Source organism: Streptomyces sp. CA-250714, assembly GCF_050936705.1.
In the GTDB taxonomy this organism is placed as follows: Bacteria; Actinomycetota; Actinomycetes; order Streptomycetales; family Streptomycetaceae; genus Streptomyces.
The window spans coordinates 2,497,590-2,518,232 of the sequence record NZ_JBNJMI010000002.1; the positions used below are offsets into that span (position 1 = coordinate 2,497,590).

A 20,643-nucleotide genomic window follows, 5' to 3' on the forward strand; every position below is an offset into this window, starting at 1 on the left:
TCCGTCAGGGATACGGACCGAGGTACGTGCTCTCCGACGGTACCTTGCCGGACCGCCGGAATGGGCCCCCCTTGGAACGACCCGACCGACACTTGTGGCGCTGTGCCTGGTCGGTCCGAGCCGTGCCAAGGGGGCACGGGTTCGTACGTGCGGACCCGTCAGACTCCTACGGAGGTCTTCCGGGTGGAGACGATCTGGTCGATCAGGCCGTACTCCAGCGACTCCTCAGCGGTGAGGATCTTGTCGCGCTCGATGTCCTGCGAGATGATCTCGCGGTCCTTGGTGGAGTGCTTGTGCAGCATCTCCTCCAGCTGCTCGCGCATCCGCTGGATCTCGTTGGCCGCGATCTCCAGGTCGGAGACCTGACCGCGCCCCGTCTCGCTGTAGGGCTGGTGGATCAGGATACGGGCGTTGGGCAGCGCCATCCGCTTGCCGGGCGTACCGGCGGCGAGCAGCACGGCCGCGGCGGAGGCCGCCTGGCCCATGCAGACCGTCTGGATGTCGGGCTTGACGAACTGCATCGTGTCGTAGATGGCGGTAAGCGCCGTGAAGGAGCCGCCCGGCGAGTTGATGTAGACCGAGATGTCGCGGTCCGGGTCCATCGACTCCAGGCACAGCAGCTGCGCCATGACGTCGTTGGCCGAGGCGTCGTCGATCTGCACACCGAGGAAGATCACGCGCTCCTCGAAGAGCTTCGCGTACGGGTCGTACTCCCGCACGCCCTGCGAGGTGCGCTCGACGAAGCGCGGCACGACGTAGCGGGACTCGGGCGCGATGCCGGTGAACTCGGCCCGGGGGCCCGTGGGAAATGAGGTCATCGGGAGGTTCTCCTGGAGATGAGCTGGTGGCTGCGGTAAGGGCGTGTGCCGTACGGCGCTGTGGCGGGGCTCACGCGCCCGTGCCGCCACCGCCGGGGAGCTGCGCGGCGTTGCCGTAGACCTCGTCGATGAGGCCGTACTCGCGCGCCTCCTCGGCGGTGAACCAGCGGTCGCGGTCCGCGTCGCGGGTCCACTGCTCGACCGTCTGACCGCTGTGCGCGGCCGACAGCTCCGCCAGCCTCTTCTTGGTGCGCAGCAGCTGCTCGGCGTGGATCTTGATGTCGGTGGCCGAGCCCGCCAGGCCCGCGGAGGGCTGGTGGATGAGGATGTCGGCGTTCGGCAGCGCGAACCGCTTGCCGGGCGTGCCCGCGGTCAGCAGGAACTGCCCCATGGAGGCGGCCAGGCCCATGGCGATGGTGACGACATCGTTCTTGATGTACTGCATGGTGTCGTAGATCGCCATGCCCGCCTGGACCGAACCACCCGGGCTGTTGATGTACAGGAAGATGTCCTTGTCCGGGTCGGCGGCAAGGAGCAGAAGCTGGGCGGTGATCTTGTTGGCGATATCGTCGTCCACCGGCTGGCCGAGGAAAATGATGCGCTCGTCGAGCAGCCGGTTGTAGACCTGGTCGCCGAGGCCACCACCGAAGTTGGGCTCGCCGGCGGCGGAAGGCATCGGAAGCGTCACGTGTCCACCTGCTCGTGTCCGGACGGCCACGCGAAGCTGGCCGTCACTGGGGTCTTCGTCTACTGGGGACCCTAACGCGCCGGTCGTCGGCCGCCATCCCGGTCAGAGCGCATTTCGCTGTGAGCGCAGGTGCCCCGGACGGTCACCGACGTCGCGGTCAACAGCCGAACGGGGGGCGCCCGGGCGTGCACTCGCGCGCCCCGGCGCCCCCCGTTCGCGGGTCGGGCGGGCCGGTCAGCCCTCAGCCTTCTCGTCGGCGTCGGCGGCCTTCTCGGCGTCCTCGGCGGCGGCCTCGGCGGTCTCGGCCTCCTCGGCGTCCTCGTCCTCGTCACTCAGGTCGACGACCTCGCCGTTGGTGTCCTTGACGGTGACGGCCTCGACCACGGTGGCCAGCGCCTTGCCGCGGGCGACCTCACCGACGAGGACCGGCACCTGGCCGCCCTCGACGACGGCCTGCGCGAACTGGTCGGGGCTCATACCGGAGGACTGCGCGCGGCGCATCAGGTGCTCGGTCAGCTCTTCCTGGCCGACGTTGAGCTTCTCCTTGCTGACCAGCTCGTCGAGGACGAACTGGGTGCGGATGCCCTTCTCCGCCTGCTCCTTGAGCTCGGCGTCGAAGTCTTCCTCGCTCTTGTCCTGCATCTTCAGGTAGGAGCCGAGGTCCAGGCCGAGCTGGGCGAGCTGGTGGTTGACCAGGTTGTGCTTACGGCTCTCGATCTCGTCCGCGAGCAGCTTCTCGGGCACGGGAACCTCGGTGAGCTCCAGGAGGGCGTCGAGCACCTTCTCCTGCGCCTGGGTGGCCTGCTCGTGCTGCTTCTGGTCGGTCAGCCGCTTGCGGCTGTCCTCACGCAGCTCCTCCAGCGTGTCGAACTCGCTGGCGAGCTGGGCGAACTCGTCGTCCAGCTCGGGCAGTTCGCGGGCGGAGACGGACTCGACGGTGACGGTGACCTCGGCCTCCCGGCCGGCGCCCGAGCCGCCCTTCAGCTCGGAGGTGAAGGTGGCGGTGGCGCCCGCCTCCAGGCCGGTGACGGCCTCGTCGATCCCGTCCAGCAGCTCGCCGGAGCCGATGGTGTAGTCGACACCCTTGGCGACGCCGTCCTCCAGGACCTCGCCGTCGATCCGGGCCTCGAGGTCGACCTTGACGACGTCACCCTCGGCGGCCGGACGCTCGACCACCGAGGTGGAGGCGAAGCGCTCGCGCAGCTGCTCGACTGCGGCGTCGACGTCCTCGTCGGAGACCTCGGCGGCCTCGACCTCGACCTCGATGCCGGAGTAGTCCGGGATCTCGATCTCGGGCCGGACGTCCACCTCGGCGGTGAAGGCCAGCAGCTCGTTGTCCTTCAGCTCGGTGATGTCCACCTCGGGCTGGCCGAGCACGTTGAGCTCGCCCTCCTCGACGGCGGACTGGTAGAGCTTCGGAAGCGCGTCGTTGACGGCCTCCTCCAGGACGGCACCGCGGCCGAAGCGCTGGTCGATCAGGCGCGCAGGGATCTTGCCCTTGCGGAACCCGGGCACGGTGACCTGCTGGTTGATCTTCTTGTACGCCGCGTCGAGGCTGTCCTTGAGCTCCTCGAAGGGCACCTCGACAGTGAGCCGAACCCGGGTGGGGTTCAGAGTCTCCACGGCGCTCTTCACGGTCGGTCTCCTTGGGGCTGGCATTGGGGGTTCTGCTGATTCTTGGCTGCGCCCCGTATGCATGCAGACACGACACAGGCACGCGCGTCTTTCATAGTACGTGGTCGGGGTGGCCGGATTCGAACCGACGACCTTCCGCTCCCAAAGCGGACGCGCTACCAAGCTGCGCCACACCCCGTCGGTGCGACACGTAGAGTACATGTCGTAGGATGCGGGCTGTGCCGATCCGGCCGCCGATCCGGTTCACGCGGGCGTAGCTCAATGGTAGAGCCCTGGTCTTCCAAACCAGCTACGCGGGTTCGATTCCCGTCGCCCGCTCGCACGCACGAAGGCCCGGCCCCCGCGAGGGGCCGGGCCTTCGTCGTTCCGTCAGTGGGTGGTCACGCTGAGCACCGGGCGGCGCAGCAGGAGCACCGCGCCCGGGCGCCGGAGGCCGCGGCGGGGGCCTCGGGGTGATCGCGCCGGGCGCCGGGGCCGGAGGTGATCCGGTGGCAGTGATCCGGCGACTAGAAGCTGATCTGGTTGATCGTGTCGGCGACCGAGTTCAGGAACCGGTTGATGGACGGGGCCATCCCGGTGGAGGCGAGGAAGAAGCCGAAGAGGACGGCGACGACGGCCGGGCCCGGCTTTATGGACTTGCTCCGGATCATCACCACGAGGATGACCGCCAACAGCAGGACTACGGACAGCGAGATGGCCACAACTGCTCACACCCTCATGGTCGGAACGCCTCACCCGGCCTTGGGGGTCTGCCACCGTGGCCGCACCCCCGCGCGCACAGCGCGCACCCATCGTGCCACCAACTCCGGTGCGGGTGGAGCGGGGTGAGCGGCCGGCGGCGCCATCATCGGGTAAATACTGAGCGCCGGACACGGACACTACGGGACTCTTGGGGCGTAGTCGGCGTAGCCGACAAGCCGTCGGGCGTACCGGGAAATCCAGCCATCAATTCGGCTTGATCAATGCGCAGCAGCTTGACGAATGCGATGAATGCACTGCGTGGTTCGGCCCACAGGATGTGCACCTGGTGCATAAAGTCCGGCACGCGGTGCCGACCGGGGTCAAGCGCCCGGAAATCACCCGCGCGTCGGAAATGCTGCGGCACGACAGTGAATTGTGGCCTCGCTCACAGCCCGCGCGGAGGGCTCCAACAGGCCGGTACCTGGCGCCTCAGAGGTCTCCTACGCCCCGCTTAGGTGGGACATCGGGCGTCAGACCGAACATTCGCGTCACGCCCCGTCAGCTCGGTTCCGTATGCAGCAGGAATAGCGCGGGCGGGAGGGGAAGGAGGAACGAGGCGAGAATTTACGGCTCACATGTTCAACCGCTATGGTGCGGCAGATGTTGCACGCTGGTTATGAGCGGGCGCCGCTCCCCCCCGTCCGCCAGGAGTCCCCCTCCCAGACGCCACCGGCGTCCGTGGAGCAACCTGCGAAGTCGCAGCCCGCGAAGGCGCAGAAGAAGCCAGCAGCCCAGCAGCGGGACCCGTTCTTCGACAACGCGAAGTACCTGACGATCGTGCTCGTCGGGATCGGCCACGCGTGGGACCCGCTGCGCAGCGACAGCCGTGCCACCGAGGCGCTCTACTACGTCCTCTACACGTTCCACATGCCGGCCTTCATCATCATCTCCGGCTATCTGTCCAGGAGCTTCGAGGGCAAGCCCAAGCAGGTCCAGCGGCTGGTCACCGGGGTCGTGGTGCCCTACCTGGCGATTCAGTTCGCCTACACGTACTTCATGCGGTGGGCCAACGACGACCCTGACCGTGAGTTCCACTTCCAGGAGCCCGGGTTCGCGCTGTGGTTCCTGTGCGCGCTGTTCCTCTGGCGGCTGACGACACCGCTGTGGAAGAGCCTGCGCTGGCCGGTGCCCGTCGCGCTGGCGATTGGCGCCGCCGCGAGTGTGACGCCGTCCATCAGCGGTGACCTGAACCTGATGCGGGTGGCGCAGTTCCTGCCGTTCTTCGTCCTCGGCCTTCAGCTGCGCCCGCACCACTTCCAGCTGGTCAAGCGCAAGCAGGCGCGGTATCTCGCGGTGCCGGTGACGCTGTGCACGATGGTCTTCGCCTATTGGGCTGTGCCCCGGATGTCCAAGGCGTGGTTCCTGCACGACAAGGCGGCTGCCGACATGCACGTCCCGTCCTGGGCCGGTGCGGTGATGTATCTCGCGCTGTTCGGCTGCGGCCTGGTGATGACGGCCTGCTTCCTGTCCTGGGTGCCGCGGCGGCTCATGTGGTTCACGCCACTGGGCGCCGGCACGCTGTACGCCTATCTGCTGCACATCTTCTTCATCCAGAGCTCGCGGCAGTTCGACTGGTACGAGATGGACTGGGTCGACCACCCGCTGAGCCGGGTCGCCATCACGCTGCTGGCGGCCACGATGATGACGGTGCTGTGCACGCCGTGGGTGACCCGGATGTTCAAGTTCGTCATCGAGCCGAAGATGGACTGGTTCTTCAAGCGGGACCCCGGTGCCATGGCCCGCCGCAGGGAGTCGGGCAGGCCCGTCGCCTCCCACCGCAAGAAGTAGCCCCGCGTCCGGGTGTGTTCCGGCCCTCTTCCGCAACTGCGGGAGGGGGCCGCTTCGTTGGTCGCGCTGGTCGCTTCGTCAGCCCTGCCGATAGAGCTTCGTTGGCCCTGCCGGTCGCTTCGTTGGTCCCGCCGAGCGGCGCTTTCGAACGTCAGGACAGCGGGTGATCCGGAACACCGCCGTTTGCCGGAGTCGGCGTGAGCTGCCGTCAGTCGCGGCAGATCAGCAGCAGCGCCCGGTCGTCGTTGACGTCCCGTGCCACCGACTCGATCAGGTGCCAGGCCGCGCCGTGGAAGCTGGAGGCGACGTAGCGGTCGGCCTCACCGGTGAGCCGGTCCATGCCCTCGGTCAGATCGCGGTCGGCGGTCTCCACCAGGCCGTCGGTGAAGAGCATCAGCACATCGCCGCGCCGCAGCGTCCCTTTGACCGGGTCGAACTCGGCTCCGTCGTACACCCCCAGCAGCGGGCCCTCGGCGGCCTTCTCCTCCCATTTGCCGGAACCGGCGTTGAGCTGCATCGCGGGCACGTGCCCCGCGGACAGCAGCTCGTAGTCGCCGCTCTCCAGGTCGAGGACGAGGTGCACGGAGGTGGCGAAGCCCTCGTCCCAGGACTGGCGCAGCAGATAGCCGTTGGCGGCCGGCAGGAAGGCGTGCGGGGGCAGCGAGCCCAGCAGTCCGCCGAAGGCGCCGGACAGCAGCAGCGCCCGGGACGCGGCGTCCATGCCCTTGCCGGACACATCGGTGAGCACGACTTCCAGGGTGCGGCGGCCCGGTCCGGTGCGGGCCGCGACGACGAAGTCGCCGGAGAAGGACTGCCCGCCCGCCGGGCGCAGCGCCATCTCGTGGTGCCATCCCGCGGGCAGTTTGGGCAACTTGCTCTGCACCCTGATGCGTTCGCGCAGGTCGAAGAGCATGGTGCCGCCGCGCCGCCAGGGCACCCCGACCCGGCTGCGGAACTGCGCGATGAGCAGCCCGGAGAGCCCGGCGGCCGCCACGACCAGGATGGTGCCCGGCGTGACGCGTCCCGCGCCGTCGGCCATCTCCCACGGCCTCAGCAGCAGTGACTCGACCATCAGCGCCACGGCGGCGGCCGCGTACAGCGCCAGCAGGCTGGCGGGCCGCAGCAGCAGTCCGCCCGCGATCAGCGGCAGCACCAGCGCCTCGGGGGCGCACCACAGCGGGGTGAGGATGGTGGCGCAGGCCAGAGCGGGGACGGTGAGCAGGAGACCGGCCAGTGCGACCCAGTCGGAGGCGCCGCCCCTGAAGTAGTCGACAGCGGACTTGCGCAGGTTGGTGCGGACCCGGTGCCATGCCTTGTGCGCCTGGTGCGACCGGGCCGTCGCTGCAATGAGTCCCGCACGGCGTTCCGCCATGGTCAGGGAGCCTAGCCACCCCTTCGGCGGCCCGTCGATTCCCGGCACCGGCCAGGGGGCGTGCGGGCGGTCCGCGCGCACAGGGGGCGGCGCGCCCGCGGGTGAAAAACGTTCGCCCGCGTTCGAACTGCCTGCTAGGGATGGCTGTATGACAAGTGAACCGCAGGTTCTTCAGCCGTCGGAGTGGGACGCCTGGTACGACGTGTTGCTGAGCGCCTTCGCCTCCGGGGAGTCGTCGGAAGAGCGGGAGCTGTACCGGGCGCTGACCGAGGTCGAGCGGTCGATCGGGATCTGGGACGACGACCGGCCGGTGGCCACGGCGGGGCTGCTGTCCTTCCGGATGACGGTGCCCGGCGGCGCCGTTGTGCCGACGGCCGGGGTGACGATGGTGAGTGTGGCGCCCACGCACCGCAGGCGGGGTCTGCTCCGCTCGATGATGCGGCGGCAGCTGGAAGAGCTGCGGGCCGCGGGCGAGGAACCGCTGGCGGTGCTCACGGCGTCGGAAGCGGCGATCTACGGCCGATTCGGGTACGGGCTGGCGGCGCAGTGCCTCTCGGCCGAGATCGACACCAGCAGGGTCGCGCTGGAGCTGCCCGCCGGCCTGGCGGCCGAGGCGGACGGGCTGCGACTGCGCCAGTCGGACGATGCCGCGTCGCTGCTGGAAGAGTGCGAGACCGTCTACGCCCGTGCGGTGCCCAGGCGTCCGGGGATGCTCCAGCGGCGCCCCGGATGGGAGCGGATGCCGCTGCTCGACCCGGAGCGCAGCCGGGAGGGTGCCTCGCCGCTGCGCTGTGTGGTGGCGCTGCGCGACGGGGAGCCGGTGGCGTACGCCCGCTACGCGGTGAAGATGCAGTGGACCGAGACGGACGCGCCGGACGGCGAGGTACGGCTGCGGGAGCTGGAGGCGCTCGATCCGGCTGGATATGCCGCGCTCTGGCGGTTTTTGTGGGGCATCGACCTGACGACGTCGATCGTCACCGACAACCGGCCGCTGGACGATCCGTGGCTGCACCTGGTGAGCGATCCGCGCCGGTGCGGGACGGCTGTCGGGGACTCGCTGTATCTGCGTCCGGTGGACGTCGGCGCCGCGCTGGCGGCCCGCTGCTATGCGGCCCCGGTGGATGTGGTGCTGGAGGTCGAGGACGCCTTCTGTCCGTGGAACACCGGGCGATGGCGGCTGTCGGGCGACGAGAAGGGGGCGGTGTGCGAGCCGACCCGGGACGCGGCCGATCTGTCGCTGTCCGTACGGGAGTTGGGCCGCGCCTACCTGGGCGGTGCCTCGCTGACGGCGCTGGCCGGGGCCGGGCTGGTGCGTGAGGAGCGGCCCGGTTCGGGGGCGCTGCGGGCGACGGCGGTGTCCTTCGCGAGCGAGCTGCAGCCATGGCTGCAGCACGGGTTCTGAGGCGGGTCAGGACCGCTGGCAGGTGGGGCACCAGAACAGGTTGCGGGCCGCGAGTTCGGCGGTGGCCACCGGGCTGCCGCACACCAGGCAGGGCTGGGTGGCCCGGCGGTAGACGTAGACCTCGCCGCCGTGGTCGTCCACGCGCGGCGGGCGTCCCATGGCCTCGGGGGTGTGCTCGTCGCGCACGGTGTCGATGCGGTTCTTGCGCACCCCGTCGGTCATCAGCGTGACCAGATCCGACCAGATGGCTTCCCATTCGGCGCGGGTGAGATCGCGTCCCGCGCGGTACGGGTCGATGCCGTGCCGGAAGAGCACCTCGGCGCGGTAGACGTTGCCGACCCCGGCGACGATCTTCTGGTCCATGAGCAGCGCGGCGATGCTGGTGCGGCTGCGGGAGATCCGCGCCCAGGCGGCCTCGGGGTCCGAGGCGGGGCGCAGCGGGTCGGGCCCGAGCCGGTCGCTGATCGCCTGCTTCTCGGGCTCGGCCAGCAGTTCGCACCGGGTGGGGCCGCGCAGCTCGGCGTAGCGCAGCGGCCCCTCGGGGTGGGCGCCGGGGCGGGTGGCGAGGCGTAGCCGGACCTGTCCCACGGGTGCGGGCGGCGGGCCCTCGCCGAAGCGGAGGGTGCCGTACAGGCCGAGGTGTATGTGCACCCAGCCGAGCGGGCCGAAGCCCAGGAACAGATGTTTGCCGTGCGCCTCGGTGGCGGTCAGCGCAGCGCCGTCCAGCAACGCGGCGCCGTCCGCGAACTTGCCCTGCGGGCTGGAGGCGTCCAGCGGGTGCCCGGCGAACCGGTCCGCGACATCACGCGCGAGCCGGTGGATGGTGTGACCCTCGGGCACGGCTCAGGACTGCGGGTGGTGGGCGGGGACGGGCGGCAGCTCACCGGTGCGCTGGTAGTCGGCGAGCATTCCGATACGCCGCTGGTGGCGCTCGCCCTCGGAGAAGGGGGTGTTCAGGAAGGTCTCCACGAAGGAGACGGCCTCCTCGGTGGTGTGCATCCGCGCACCCACACTGATCAGGTTGGCGTCGTTGTGCTCGCGTGCCAGGGCCGCCGTCTCGGTGCTCCACGCGAGGGCGCAGCGGGCGCCGGGGACCTTGTTGGCGGCCATCTGCTCGCCGTTGCCGGAGCCGCCGATGACGATGCCGAGGGAGCCGCTGTCCGCCACGGTGCGCTCCGCGGCGCGGAGGCAGAAGGGCGGGTAGTCGTCTTCGGCGTCGTAGATGTGGGGGCCGCAGTCGACGGGCTCGTGGCCCGCGCCCTTGAGCCACTCGACGAGGTGGTTCTTCAGTTCGAAACCGGCATGATCGGAGCCGAGGTACACGCGCATGAGGCAGAAGTGTGCCATCCCCGCCGGCCCGCGAGCCGCGCAGGGCGCGTTACGAGGCGTAGCAGGATGTGTTTCTCAGCCGTACGCGCCGTTTCCTCGATGTTCCTTAGGCAACAATCGGGATTCACCTCTTCCGTAGGGAGCGGTACGGGCCGTTTCATGTGATCGCTCAATCCGTGAACGACGCATAGGAGCCGGCTGCCCCATGAGTTCTCAGCACACCCCGCGTACGTCGGGGGAGCCGCCACAGAGCCCGCCGTCGACCCGGAACGGCGGCGACGGCCTCCAGGCGGGCCTCAAGAACCGCCATCTGTCCATGATCGCCATCGGCGGTGTCATCGGCGCCGGACTGTTCGTCGGTTCCAAAGCCGGCATCGCGGACGCGGGCCCCGGCATTCTGCTGTCCTACGCGCTGGCCGGGCTGCTCGTCGTCCTGGTCATGCGGATGCTCGGCGAGATGGCCGCCGCCGATCCGACCTCCGGGTCGTTCTCCACCTACGCCGACCGTGCGCTGGGCCGCTGGGCCGGGTTCTCGATCGGCTGGCTGTACTGGTTCTTCTGGTCCGTGGTGCTCGCCGTGGAGGCGACGGCGGCCGCGGAGATCCTGGAGGGCTGGGTGCCCGACGTACCGCAGTGGGGCTGGGCCCTGCTGGTGATGGTGGTGCTGACCGGCACCAACCTGATCTCCGTCGGGTCCTACGGCGAGTTCGAGTTCTGGTTCGCGGGGATCAAGGTCGTCGCGATCGTCGCGTTCATCGTCGTCGGCCTGATCGCCTTCGTGGGCCTGCCGCCCGCCGACCACTTCGCCGGGCTGGAGAATCTGACCGGCAACGGCGGATTCCTGCCCAACGGTCCGGGGGCGATCCTCTCCGGGATGCTGCTGGTGGTCTTCTCGTTCATGGGCAGCGAGATCGTCACGCTGGCCGCCGCCGAGTCGCCCAACCCGGTCACCGCCGTACGCAAGGCCGTCAACAGCGTGATCTGGCGGATCGGCCTGTTCTACCTCGGCTCGATCTTCGTGATCGTCTCGCTGCTGCCGTGGGACTCCAAGGCGATCGCCACCGAGGGCCCGTACGTGGCCGTGCTCAATGCGCTGGACATTCCGTACGCGGGCACCGTGATGGACATCGTCGTGCTGACCGCCGTGCTGTCCTGTCTCAACTCCGGCCTCTACACCGCCTCGCGGATGGCCTACTCGCTGGGTGAGCGCAAGGACGCGCCGGCCTCCTTCGGCCGCACCAACGCGCGCGGCGTGCCCACCACGGCGATCCTGGCGTCGGTGGCCTTCGGCTTCGTGGCGGTGTTCTTCAACTACATCGCCAAGGACACCGTCTTCGAGTTCCTGCTGAACTCCTCCGGCGCCGTCGCGCTCTTCGTCTGGCTGGTGATCTGCGCCTCGCAGCTGCGGATGCGGCGCCGGATCGAGCGGGAGACGCCGGAGCTGCTGACGGTGCGGATGTGGCTGTACCCGTATCTGACGTACGCGACGATCGGGCTGATCGTCTTTGTGATCGGCTACATGTTCACCGATCCCGACGGGCGCACCCAGATGCTGCTCTCGCTGGCCGTTGCCGCCGTTGTGCTGGTGGCCTCGCTGGTCAAGGACCGGGTCCAGCAGGGGGCGGCCCGGCAGCCGGGCTCGCCGGGTGCCGCAGCGGCTGGTGCAGTTGTCGGCCCCGAGGCGGATGGCCCGGCGGACGCCCGGGTGCCGGAGCCCGCCGCCGAGCCGGACCCGCAGGGCACCAAGCGCTGAGCCCGGCAGCACGGATGAGGGCCCGGCGCCGTACGACGCCGGGCCCTCATCACGGACGGATGTCAGCTCTTGCGGCCCGCGAGCTTCCAGGCGGCGGGCAGCGCGCCCATCGCCAGCGCGGCCTTGACGGCGTCACCGACCAGGAACGGCACCAGCCCGGCAGCGACCGCCTCACCGGCCGACATACCGGTGGAGACCGCCAGGTAGGGGACGCCTATCGCGTAGGTCACCGCCATGCCGACGGCCATCGTCCCCGCCGTACGCAGCGCGCCACGGTCACCGCCGCGGCGGGCCAGCGCGCCCACGGCGGCGGCGGCCAGCATCATGCCGAAGACATAGCCGAGCGAGGGCATCCCCACACCGGCGGAGGCCTCGGCGAACCACGGCATTCCGGCCATCCCCGCCGCCGCGTACAGCGCCAGGGCGAGGAAGCCGCGTCCGGCACCCAGTCCGGCGCCGACCAGCAGCGCGGCGAAGGTCTGACCGGTGACCGGCACCGGCGAACCCGGGATCGGCACCGACAGCTGGGCGGCCACCCCGGTCAGCGCGGCGCCACCGGCGACAAGGGCGACATCCCGGACCCGGGCGCGGGCGGCACTGGAGGCGGGCAGCAGATCCGCGAGCACGGCTCCCGGACGCGGCGTGGCTGCGGAAGTGAGGGCACTCATCTGGCATCTCCGTGAAGTGTGCGAGCTGGTAGAAGCAGGCACGGGCGCGCAGGACGACGGCCTCGTGCGCGTTGACGCTAGCCGAATCCGCTCGTGCGCCGAGCGTGAGCGGGGCGTGAGGTTGGCGACAGTGCGAGCGCACGCAGGCCCTGCTCACCCGGTTTCACCTCGGCTCACACCGGTCCGCCGCAGCCGGGCGCCGAAAAGCCACTGTCCGCAATGCGGAAAGCACTGCACGATTATTGCTGTGCCGGGGCAGCCTCACCAAGACTGTGCCGACAGCAGTCTCCCCCAAGGCTGCGGGGGCACACGAACCGCTCTGTTCCCCGTTCACCACCTCACACACCCCAGGAACGGCCACTGATGACGCGCACCGAGACCTCCGACGCGCCACACTCCCCCGGCGAACCCACCCGGCCGGCCGGACCGCCGGACGGCACCGATCCGACCCGCCGCACCCTCGCGCACGGCCTCAAGCAGCGCCACCTGTCCATGATCGCCCTGGGCGGTGTCATCGGCGCGGGCCTCTTCGTCGGTTCCGGCGCGGGCATCGCCGCCGCCGGGCCCGCCATCGTCCTCGCGTACGCCGCCTCCGGTGCGCTGGTGATGCTGGTGATGCGGATGCTCGGCGAGATGTCGGCGGCCCGCCCGGCCTCCGGCTCCTTCTCCGTGCACGCCGAGCGGGCCCTAGGACCTTGGGCGGGTTTCACCGCGGGCTGGATCTACTGGACGCTGCTGTGCGTGGCCATCGCCACCGAGGCGACGGCAGCGGCGAAGATCATGACGGGATGGCTGCCGGAGACCGAACAGTGGATGTGGGTCGCGCTGTTCATGCTCGTCTTCTGCGCCACCAACCTGGCGCAGGTGCGCAACTTCGGCGAGTACGAGTTCTGGTTCGCCGCGATCAAGGTGCTCGCCATCAGCGCCTTCCTGGTGCTGGGCGTCCTCGCGATAGCCGGCCTGCTGCCGGGCACCGACTCGCCGGGGGCCGGCCATCTGACCGGCGACGGCGGCTTCTTCCCCACCGGCGCCGACGGACTCATAGTCGGGCTGCTCGCCTCGGTGTTCGCGTTCGGCGGCCTGGAGACGGTGACGATCGCGGCGGCCGAGTCGGAGAAGCCGGTCTCCGGCGTCGCCAAGGCGGTACGTACCGCGGTGTGGCGGATCGCGCTGTTCTACGTCGGCTCGATGCTGGTGATCGTCACGCTGATCCCGTGGAACGACAAGTCGGTGCTCGCCGGTCCGTACGCCGCCGTGCTGGACTACGTCGGCATCCCGGCCGCCGCGCAGATCATGAATGTGGTGGTGCTGATCGCGCTGCTGTCCGCGATGAACGCCAACATCTACGGCGCCTCGCGGATGTCCTACTCCCTGGTGGAGCGGGGCGAGGGCCCGGCGTTCCTGAACCGGGTGAGCGCGCAGGGGGTGCCGCGCTACGCGGTGATCGCCTCGTCCCTCTTCGGTTTCGTGGCGGTGCTGTTCAACATCTTCTGGGAGAAGACGGTCTTCCAGTGGCTGCTGAACATGGTCGGTGCGGCCACGCTGGTGGTGTGGGGCTTCATCGCCGTCTCGCAGCTCATCACCCGCAGCAGGCTGGAGCGTGACGCGCCCGAGAAGCTGGTGGTGCGCATGTGGCTCTTCCCCGGGCTGACCATCGTCGCGCTGGCGGGCATCGCGGCCGTACTGCTGCTGATGCTGCGCGAGGGCGACACACGCACCCAGCTGGCCTTCACCGCAGGTCTGACGGTGGTGCTGGCCCTCGCCGGATATCTGCGGCAGCGCAGGCGGCCGAGTACGGCGATTCCGGAGGACGCCTGACCCGGACAGGAACTGACGGTGCCTTAGCAGCCCGGCAGGGCCTAGGACTTCGGGCCGAGAGCACAGCGAGCGGAGCGCCCCCGACGGCGGGGGCGCTCCGCTCTTTCGCGTCCTGTTGCTGCTACGTTCTTGTTGCAAGTAATATGCAATAGCGAGCGAAGGGCGAGAGGGCATGTCGACAGCGACCTACACCTTGCCGGAGCTGCCGTACGACTACTCCGCGCTGGAGCCGGTCATCAGCGGCGAGATCATCGAGCTGCACCACGACAAGCACCACGCCGGGTATGTGAAGGGGGCCAACGACACCTTCGAGCAGCTGGCGGAAGCCCGTGACAAGGACCAGTGGGGGTCGATCAACGGGCTGGAGAAGAACCTCGCGTTCCACCTGTCCGGGCACATCCTGCACACCATCTACTGGCAGAACATGACCGGCGACGGTGGCGGCGAACCGCTGGAGAAGGACGGCACCGGCGAGCTGGCGGACGCCATCGCCGAATCCTTCGGCAGCTTCGCCAAGTTCAAGGCCCAGCTGTCCAAGGCGGCGGCCACCACCCAGGGCTCCGGCTGGGGCGTGCTGGCGTACGAGCCGGTCACCGGACGGCTCATCGTCGAGCAGGTCTACGACCACCAGGGCAACGTCGGCCAGGGCTCGGTGCCGATCCTCGTCTTCGACGCGTGGGAGCACGCGTTCTATCTCCAGTACCGCAACCAGAAGGTCGACTTCGTCGAGGCCATGTGGCGCGTCGTCAACTGGCAGGACGTCGCGGCCCGCTACACCGCCGCGAAGGAGCGCGCGAACAACCTGCTGCTGGCGCCGTAGCCGAGCGGCGCCGCCATGGACTTCCTCCCTCGTGATCGTCTTCTCACCGTTCCGGGGGCGGAAAACAGCGAGGGCCCCTGCGTGGACGGGACACGCAGGGGCCCTCGCACTCCGGGCGAGCCGGCTCAGTCGAAGATCGGGCCGATGTCGCGGGTGCGCTTGAGCTCGAAGAAACCGGGGGTGGAGGCCACCATCAGGGTGCCGTCCCACAGCTTGGCCGCGGCCTCGCCCTTGGGTGCGGGGGTGACCACCGGGCCGAAGAAGGCGATCCGGTGGCCGTCCGCACCCGGCACGGCGATGACGGGCGTGCCGACCTCCTGGCCGACCAGGCCGATGCCCTCCTCGTGCGAGACGCGCAGTGCCGCGTCGTACGCGTCCGAATCGGCGGCGTCCGCCAGCGAGGCGGGCAGCCCCGCCTCCTCCAGCGCCTCCAGGATCACCTCGCGGTCCAGCGACCGCCCGCCCGGGTGGGCGCGGGTGCCGAGCGCCGTGTAGAGCGGCCCCAGCACCTCGTTGCCGTGCTCCTGCTCAGCGGCGATGCAGACCCGGACCGGCCCCCAGGCGCGGCCCAGCATCTCGCGGTAGTTCTCGGGAAGCTCGTCCAGCCGCTTCTCGTTGAGCACCGCCAGGCTCATCACGTGCCAGCGGACCTCGACCGGCCGTACCTTCTCGACCTCCAGCATCCACCGGGAGGTCATCCACGCCCACGGGCACAGCGGATCGAACCAGAAATCGGCAGGCGTCTTGTCCGGCATGCGTTCTCCTCCGCAGTGCGACGGTGTTCGGCAGTTTCAAACGTGGTCTCGAACGGCGACAACGTACCGGGCGGCCGATCGCATTCCCGGGTATGCCGTGTCGGTACCGCGTGCGATCCTGAGCAGGTTGTCGACCATGCGGTCCGCCCTGCCGGCTGGGCCGCAGCCGATGAGGAGAGGGAGCCCGGCGTGCCCGGAGAGAACCTGACCCGCACCGAGGCCCGGCAGCGGGCGGCGCTGCTGACCGTGAGCGGGTACGACGTGGCGCTGGACCTGCGCTCGGCCATCGAACCGCCCCCCGCCACCGGACCGCGCACCTTCCGCTCGACGACGACGATCACGTTCGAGTGCGCCGAGGAGGGCGCCACCACCTTTGCCGACCTGGTGGCCCCGCACGTCCACTCCATCACCCTCAACGGCGAGTCGCTGAACGTCGAAGAGGTCTTCGACGGCGCCCGGGTCACCCTGCCCGGACTGCGCGCCTCGAACGAGGTGACGATCGACGCGCAGTGCGCCTACAGCCGCACGGGCGAGGGCCTGCACCACTTCCTCGACCCCGAGGACGGCGAGGTCTACCTCTACACCCAGTACGAGCCGGCCGACGCGCGCCGCGTCTTCGCCAACTTCGAACAGCCCGATCTCAAGGCCCCGTTCGACTTCACCGTCACCGCACCGGCGAGCTGGAAGGTGCTGAGCAACGGCGCACAGCAGGGTGAGCCGCGTCCGGTCGACGACGGCGGGTCGGCGCTGTGGCGCTTCGCCCGCACCCAGCCGATCTCGACGTACATCACCGCCGTCGTCGCGGGCCCGTACCACTACGTCGCCGACACCTACCGCCGCACGTTCGGGGACAAGAGGGGCCTGAGCGAAGCTCAGTCCAGTGTGGGCGGTGGCGGGCGACGGGCGGGCGAGCTGGAGATCCCGCTGGGCGCGCTGTGCCGCAAGGGGCTGGCGCGGCACTTCGACCCCGACGACATCTTCACCATCACCAAGCAGGGGCTGGACTTCTTCCACGACCACTTCGACTACCCGTACCCGTTCGGCAAGTACGACCAGGCGTTCGTGCCGGAGTACAACATCGGCGCCATGGAGAACCCCGGCTGTGTGACCTTCCGCGAGGAGTTCGTCTTCCGCGGCAAGGTCACCGACGCCTCGTACGAGGGCCGCGCCAACGTCATCCTGCACGAGATGGCCCATATGTGGTTCGGCGACCTGGTCACCATGGAGTGGTGGGACGACCTGTGGCTCAAGGAGTCGTTCGCGGACTTCATGGGCGCCTTCTCGCTGGTGGAGTCCACCCGCTTCCGGGACGGCTGGATCACCTTCGCCAACCGCCGCAAGTCCTGGGCCTACCGCGCCGACCAGCTCCCCTCCACCCACCCGGTCACCGCCGACATCCGGGACCTGGAGGACGCCAAGCTCAACTTCGACGGCATCACCTACGCCAAGGGCGCCTCCGTCCTCAAACAGCTCGTCGCCTACGCCGGCAAGGACGCCTTCCTGGAGGGCGCCCGGCGCTACTTCAAGCGCCACCAGTGGGGCAACACCCGGCTGGAGGACCTGTTGTCCGCGCTGGAGGAGACCTCCGGACGCGATATGGCCGAGTGGTCCAAGGCGTGGCTCCAGACCGCCGGGGTCAACACCCTCACCCCGCAGCTCACCTACGACGCGGGCGGCCGGGTCACCGGGCTCGCCGTCCTCCAGGAAGCCGAGTCCGAGGCACACCCCACCCTGCGCCCGCACCGGGTCGCCGTCGGCCTCTACCGCCGCGATCCGGCCCGCGGCGCCCTGGAGCGGTACGCACACGCGGAGGTCGACGTGGCGGGCCCCCGCACCGAGGTCGGCGAGCTGGCCGGCGCCGAGCGGCCCGATCTGGTGCTGGTCAACGACGCGGACCTGACCTACTGCAAGATCCGCTTCGACGAGGTCTCCCTGGCGACCCTGCGCGACCACCTCGGCGAGCTCACCGACCCGCTGGCGCGGGCGCTGTGCTGGTCCGCGGTGTGGAACCTCACCCGCGACGGGCTGATGCCGGCGCGGGACTTCCTGGACCTGGTGCTCAGGTTCGCCGGACGGGAGACCGAGATCGGCGTCCTGCACATGCTGCACGGCCAGGCGAAGCTGGCCCTCGACCGCTACACGGCGCGCGACTGGCGTGCCAAGGGCGCCCGGCTGCTGTCGGAGGGCGCCGTCACCCAGCTGCGGCAGGCCGAACCCGGCAGCGGGCATCAGCTGGCCTGGGCCCGCTTCCTGGCCTCCGTCGCCTCCGGCGAGCAGGAACTGCGCCTGCTGCGAGGGCTGCTGGACGGCACGGCGCGGATCGACGGCCTGGAGGTGGACCAGGAGCTGCGCTGGACCTTCCTGGAGCCGCTCGCCGCCGAGGGCTCGGCGGACGAGTCCGTCATCGACGCCGAGCTGGCGCGGGACGACACCGCCTCCGGCAAGCGGCACCAGGTGCGGTGCCTGGCCGCCCGGCCCTCCCCCGCCGTGAAGGCACAGGCGTGGGCCTCCGTGGTGGAGTCCGACGCGCTGTCCAACGCCCTGGTGGAGGCGACGATCTCCGGTTTCGACCAGCCCGGGCAGGCCGAGCTGACCGCGCCGTACGCGCCGCGGTACTTCGAGGCGCTGGAGTCCGTCTGGGCCGCGCGGTCGATCGAGATCGCCATGGCCATCGTGCGGGGCCTGTTCCCCGCCTCGCAGGGGGACCAGGCCACGTTGGACGCCGCCGACGCATGGCTGGCCGGGCATCCGCACGCCGCGCCCGCCCTCCGGCGCCTCGTCGCCGAGTCCCGGGACGACCTGGCCCGCGCCTTGCGCGCCCAACGGGCGGACGCGGGGGTGTAACCGGCGGAGGGCGCCCGCGCTCGGGCCGTCGCGGGGAGCCCGGGCTTCTGTTCGGGCCATCACGGGGAGCCCGGGCTTCTGTTCAGCCCATCACGGGGGCCCGGGTTCTGCTCAGGCCACCACCGGGGGCCCGGGTTCTGCTCAAGGGAGCCCGGGTTCTACTCAAGGGGCCACGGGGGTTCTGCTCAAGCCACCACAGGAAGCCCGGAGTTCTGCTGGGCGGACAGCCAGCGGGCGTAGGCCGGGCTGCTCCGGGCGATCTCCTCGTAGGAGGCCCGCAGGTCGTCGAAGACGGCATCGCGCTCGGCGCCCGGCCCCCATCCCGTGCGGAAGCCCACCACCAGCCGGACGCCGAGCGGATCGCCCGCCAGCGGGACGATGGACATCCCCGGCCGCGGCTGGGACGTCGGCTGACAGGGCGTGACGACCTCCCCAGCGGCGACAAGATCGCCGGCGGACAGATAGTCGCCGTACACCACCCGCGGATCGATCCGTGCGGCGGCGAACACCCGCCGCAGCCCGTCCCAGTCGCCGTCGACCGACGGATCGACCATCCACTTCTCGTCCGCGAGCTCGGCGACGGCGACGGCCCGCCCGGCCCGCGCCGCGGGATGGGTGGCGGGCACGGCGACGAACTGCGGTTCGCGCCGCACCAGTACGCGCAGTTCGACACCGTCGGGCACCCGCAGCGGTGAGCCTTCCACCTCGTGCACGAAGGCGACGTCGAGCTGGTTGCCCGCGACCATCCGCAGCAGCGTGTTCGCGGAGACGTTGGTCTGGAACGTGATGTCGGCGTCCGGCAGCCGGTTGTGCAGCCGGCGCAGCCAGCCGGGGACGGCTCTGCTGCCGGTGCTGCCGAGCCGCAGCCGGGCACCGGGTCCGGCCTGGCCGAGGCCGGCCGCGTCCTTGGCCTCGCGGATCAGCTCGGCCATCTGCGCGACGATCGGCCGGGCCCGGTTGAGGACGGTGCGGCCGAGAGGGGTGGGCCTGCTGCCGGTTCGCTCACGGTTGAAGAGCTGGCCACCGACGGCCTGTTCGATCCGCCTGAGCTGGGTCGTCAGCGAGGGTTGCGTCATGCCGAGCTGGCGGGCCGCCTTGTGCACGCTGCCCGTGTCGGCTATCGCACACAGCGCACGAAGGTGCCTCACTTCGAGCTCCACACGCGGAGCATAACGGCGGTGTCGCACACCACACCAGACAGCTGCGTGCTGGTGAACGTACCGCGAACGCCCCTGCGGCACGGGGGGATTCACCGGTCCTATCGGGAGTTGGCATCATTCCGGAACGCCGCGCGCTCGAACACACTCTCCCGCAGCAGGAATCCGTCCGGAGGGACCGGCGGCGCCCCCCACGCCAACATCCCAGAGCGGCGCCGGTTCCTCGGAATTCGAGGAGAGACCCCCCATGAGATACCGCAGATCGGCTCTTTCGGCGGCGCTCGGCCTGGGCGTGACCGTCGCTCTCGGCCTGGGTGCCGCACCCGCAACGGCCCTTGACGACGGTGCCTCCACCGCACCCGCCACCCGCTCCGACGCGGCCTCCCACGCCACCCCCACCACGCAGGGCTTCGTCGGCGAGAACCAGCGCGACAACGAGAAGTTCTTCAAGCTCATCGTCAGGGAAGCGCTCAAGAAGCAGGCCGAGAAGCCCGGCATCCAGCAGGTCACCATCAACTACGACGCCAGCGGCGCGCCCACCTTCCGCAACCAGATAGCCAACAGCACCAACGTGTGGAACTCCGCCGTGCAGAACGTGAAACTGGCCGAGGGCGGCGGCGCCACCTTCGACTACCGCGAGGGGAACGACCCGCGCGGCAGCTACGCCTCCACCGACGGGCACGGCAACGGCTACATCTTCCTGGACTACGCGCAGAACCAGGAGTACGACTCCAACCGCGTCGTCGCACACGAGACCGGCCATGTGCTCGGTCTGCCGGACCACTACGAGGGCCCGTGCAGCGAACTGATGTCCGGCGGCGGCCCCGGCCCGTCCTGCACCAACGACAAGCCCGACGCTGCCGAGCGCGCGAAGGTCGAGCAGCTGTGGGCGAACGGCGTCGCCGACGTCACGTTCGAGAACCTCGCTCTGTTCAAGTGAGCCGCACCGCTCTGTTCAAGTGAGCCGCACCGTCGGCTGAACCTCCCCACACACCGGTCCCCGGCCAGTCGGCCGGGGGCCGGTGCACGAGTGCCGCCCCACCGCGGGGCGGCAT

General features: G+C 70.0%; 17 protein-coding genes and 2 tRNA genes. 8 read left to right on the top strand and 11 right to left on the bottom strand.

Going from position 1 to position 20,643, the window contains the following annotated elements; genetic code table 11:
• Window positions 1-158: 158 nt before the first annotated feature.
• The 4 genes from ACQEU8_RS30085 to ACQEU8_RS30100 form a co-directional block, all read right to left on the bottom strand.
• On the bottom strand, window positions 159-818 hold the full coding sequence (locus ACQEU8_RS30085; protein ID WP_433106622.1) for an ATP-dependent Clp protease proteolytic subunit: 660 nt from the start codon (window positions 816-818) through the stop codon (window positions 159-161).
• Window positions 819-888: 70 nt separating this feature from the next.
• Window positions 889-1,494: an ATP-dependent Clp protease proteolytic subunit gene (locus ACQEU8_RS30090; protein WP_209238803.1), complete on the bottom strand. Its 606-nt coding sequence runs from the start codon at window positions 1,492-1,494 to the stop codon at window positions 889-891.
• A 246-nt stretch (window positions 1,495-1,740) separates the two neighbouring features.
• On the bottom strand, window positions 1,741-3,141 hold the full coding sequence (tig, locus tag ACQEU8_RS30095) for a trigger factor (RefSeq protein WP_433106624.1): 1,401 nt from the start codon (window positions 3,139-3,141) through the stop codon (window positions 1,741-1,743).
• 101 nt (window positions 3,142-3,242) lie between these two features.
• Window positions 3,243-3,319 (bottom strand) — tRNA-Pro (locus ACQEU8_RS30100).
• 69 nt (window positions 3,320-3,388) lie between these two features.
• On the opposite strand from ACQEU8_RS30100, the gene ACQEU8_RS30105 reads away from it, so the two are divergent.
• A tRNA-Gly gene (locus ACQEU8_RS30105) sits at window positions 3,389-3,459 on the top strand.
• A 188-nt stretch (window positions 3,460-3,647) separates the two neighbouring features.
• On the opposite strand, the gene ACQEU8_RS30110 is transcribed toward ACQEU8_RS30105, so the two are convergent.
• Complete coding sequence (locus ACQEU8_RS30110) at window positions 3,648-3,842, bottom strand: hypothetical protein (protein ID WP_209238784.1); 195 nt, start codon at window positions 3,840-3,842, stop codon at window positions 3,648-3,650.
• Between the two features lie 628 nt (window positions 3,843-4,470).
• On the opposite strand from ACQEU8_RS30110, the gene ACQEU8_RS30115 reads away from it, so the two are divergent.
• Window positions 4,471-5,670, top strand: a complete 1,200-nt coding sequence (locus ACQEU8_RS30115; protein ID WP_433106627.1) for an acyltransferase family protein — start codon at window positions 4,471-4,473, stop codon at window positions 5,668-5,670.
• A 208-nt stretch (window positions 5,671-5,878) separates the two neighbouring features.
• Here the strand turns inward: ACQEU8_RS30115 and ACQEU8_RS30120 are convergent, their stop codons facing one another.
• A complete protein-coding gene (locus ACQEU8_RS30120) occupies window positions 5,879-7,042 on the bottom strand; it encodes a PP2C family protein-serine/threonine phosphatase (RefSeq protein WP_433106629.1) in 1,164 nt (387 codons plus the stop codon).
• 148 nt (window positions 7,043-7,190) lie between these two features.
• On the opposite strand from ACQEU8_RS30120, the gene ACQEU8_RS30125 reads away from it, so the two are divergent.
• Entirely contained in the window at window positions 7,191-8,444 is a 1,254-nt protein-coding gene (locus ACQEU8_RS30125; RefSeq protein WP_433106631.1) for a GNAT family N-acetyltransferase, read from the top strand.
• Window positions 8,445-8,450: 6 nt separating this feature from the next.
• Here the strand turns inward: ACQEU8_RS30125 and ACQEU8_RS30130 are convergent, their stop codons facing one another.
• Both ACQEU8_RS30130 and ACQEU8_RS30135 read right to left on the bottom strand, forming a co-directional pair.
• Window positions 8,451-9,284 carry an Fpg/Nei family DNA glycosylase gene (locus ACQEU8_RS30130; RefSeq protein WP_433106634.1) on the bottom strand — a complete coding sequence of 278 codons (834 nt, stop codon included), beginning with the start codon at window positions 9,282-9,284 and terminating at the stop codon, window positions 8,451-8,453.
• Window positions 9,285-9,287: 3 nt separating this feature from the next.
• The gene (locus ACQEU8_RS30135) at window positions 9,288-9,773 is read right to left on the bottom strand and encodes a ribose-5-phosphate isomerase (RefSeq protein ID WP_433106636.1); all 486 of its coding nucleotides are present in this window, start codon (window positions 9,771-9,773) and stop codon (window positions 9,288-9,290) included.
• Between the two features lie 205 nt (window positions 9,774-9,978).
• Here ACQEU8_RS30135 and ACQEU8_RS30140 point away from each other — a divergent pair, with 205 nt between their 5' ends.
• Window positions 9,979-11,526 (top strand): amino acid permease, encoded by a 1,548-nt coding sequence (locus tag ACQEU8_RS30140; RefSeq protein ID WP_433106638.1) that lies wholly within the window; start codon window positions 9,979-9,981, stop codon window positions 11,524-11,526.
• A 62-nt stretch (window positions 11,527-11,588) separates the two neighbouring features.
• Here ACQEU8_RS30140 and ACQEU8_RS30145 read toward each other — a convergent pair whose 3' ends face one another.
• Window positions 11,589-12,194, bottom strand: a complete 606-nt coding sequence (locus ACQEU8_RS30145; RefSeq protein ID WP_433106640.1) for a biotin transporter BioY — start codon at window positions 12,192-12,194, stop codon at window positions 11,589-11,591.
• Between the two features lie 363 nt (window positions 12,195-12,557).
• Here ACQEU8_RS30145 and ACQEU8_RS30150 point away from each other — a divergent pair, with 363 nt between their 5' ends.
• Window positions 12,558-14,012: an amino acid permease gene (locus ACQEU8_RS30150; RefSeq protein ID WP_433106642.1), complete on the top strand. Its 1,455-nt coding sequence runs from the start codon at window positions 12,558-12,560 to the stop codon at window positions 14,010-14,012.
• Window positions 14,013-14,184: 172 nt separating this feature from the next.
• Window positions 14,185-14,832 carry a superoxide dismutase gene (locus tag ACQEU8_RS30155; RefSeq protein ID WP_433106645.1) on the top strand — a complete coding sequence of 216 codons (648 nt, stop codon included), beginning with the start codon at window positions 14,185-14,187 and terminating at the stop codon, window positions 14,830-14,832.
• Window positions 14,833-14,957: 125 nt separating this feature from the next.
• On the opposite strand, the gene ACQEU8_RS30160 is transcribed toward ACQEU8_RS30155, so the two are convergent.
• Window positions 14,958-15,587 (bottom strand): mycothiol-dependent nitroreductase Rv2466c family protein, encoded by a 630-nt coding sequence (locus ACQEU8_RS30160; protein ID WP_433106647.1) that lies wholly within the window; start codon window positions 15,585-15,587, stop codon window positions 14,958-14,960.
• Between the two features lie 189 nt (window positions 15,588-15,776).
• Here ACQEU8_RS30160 and pepN point away from each other — a divergent pair, with 189 nt between their 5' ends.
• Window positions 15,777-18,431, top strand: coding sequence for an aminopeptidase N (gene pepN / locus ACQEU8_RS30165; protein WP_433106649.1), 2,655 nt, complete (start codon window positions 15,777-15,779; stop codon window positions 18,429-18,431).
• Between the two features lie 185 nt (window positions 18,432-18,616).
• Here pepN and ACQEU8_RS30170 read toward each other — a convergent pair whose 3' ends face one another.
• Complete coding sequence (locus ACQEU8_RS30170) at window positions 18,617-19,591, bottom strand: LysR family transcriptional regulator (protein WP_433106651.1); 975 nt, start codon at window positions 19,589-19,591, stop codon at window positions 18,617-18,619.
• A 244-nt stretch (window positions 19,592-19,835) separates the two neighbouring features.
• Between ACQEU8_RS30170 and snpA the strand changes: the two genes are divergently transcribed.
• Window positions 19,836-20,528 carry a snapalysin gene (snpA, locus tag ACQEU8_RS30175; RefSeq protein WP_433106653.1) on the top strand — a complete coding sequence of 231 codons (693 nt, stop codon included), beginning with the start codon at window positions 19,836-19,838 and terminating at the stop codon, window positions 20,526-20,528.
• The last annotated feature ends 115 nt before the right edge of the window (window positions 20,529-20,643 follow it).

Coding starts and splice junctions, on each gene's coding strand:
- ACQEU8_RS30115 (WP_433106627.1), top strand. CDS start 4,471: ATGGTGCGGCAGATGTTGCACGCTGGTTATGAGCGGGCGCCGCTCCCC.
- ACQEU8_RS30160 (WP_433106647.1), bottom strand. CDS start 15,587: ATGCCGGACAAGACGCCTGCCGATTTCTGGTTCGATCCGCTGTGCCCG.
- ACQEU8_RS30145 (WP_433106640.1), bottom strand. CDS start 12,194: ATGAGTGCCCTCACTTCCGCAGCCACGCCGCGTCCGGGAGCCGTGCTC.
- snpA (WP_433106653.1), top strand. CDS start 19,836: ATGAGATACCGCAGATCGGCTCTTTCGGCGGCGCTCGGCCTGGGCGTG.
- ACQEU8_RS30140 (WP_433106638.1), top strand. CDS start 9,979: ATGAGTTCTCAGCACACCCCGCGTACGTCGGGGGAGCCGCCACAGAGC.
- ACQEU8_RS30135 (WP_433106636.1), bottom strand. CDS start 9,773: ATGCGCGTGTACCTCGGCTCCGATCATGCCGGTTTCGAACTGAAGAAC.
- ACQEU8_RS30125 (WP_433106631.1), top strand. CDS start 7,191: ATGACAAGTGAACCGCAGGTTCTTCAGCCGTCGGAGTGGGACGCCTGG.
- ACQEU8_RS30090 (WP_209238803.1), bottom strand. CDS start 1,494: ATGCCTTCCGCCGCCGGCGAGCCCAACTTCGGTGGTGGCCTCGGCGAC.
- ACQEU8_RS30085 (WP_433106622.1), bottom strand. CDS start 818: ATGACCTCATTTCCCACGGGCCCCCGGGCCGAGTTCACCGGCATCGCG.
- ACQEU8_RS30150 (WP_433106642.1), top strand. CDS start 12,558: ATGACGCGCACCGAGACCTCCGACGCGCCACACTCCCCCGGCGAACCC.
- ACQEU8_RS30120 (WP_433106629.1), bottom strand. CDS start 7,042: ATGGCGGAACGCCGTGCGGGACTCATTGCAGCGACGGCCCGGTCGCAC.
- ACQEU8_RS30155 (WP_433106645.1), top strand. CDS start 14,185: ATGTCGACAGCGACCTACACCTTGCCGGAGCTGCCGTACGACTACTCC.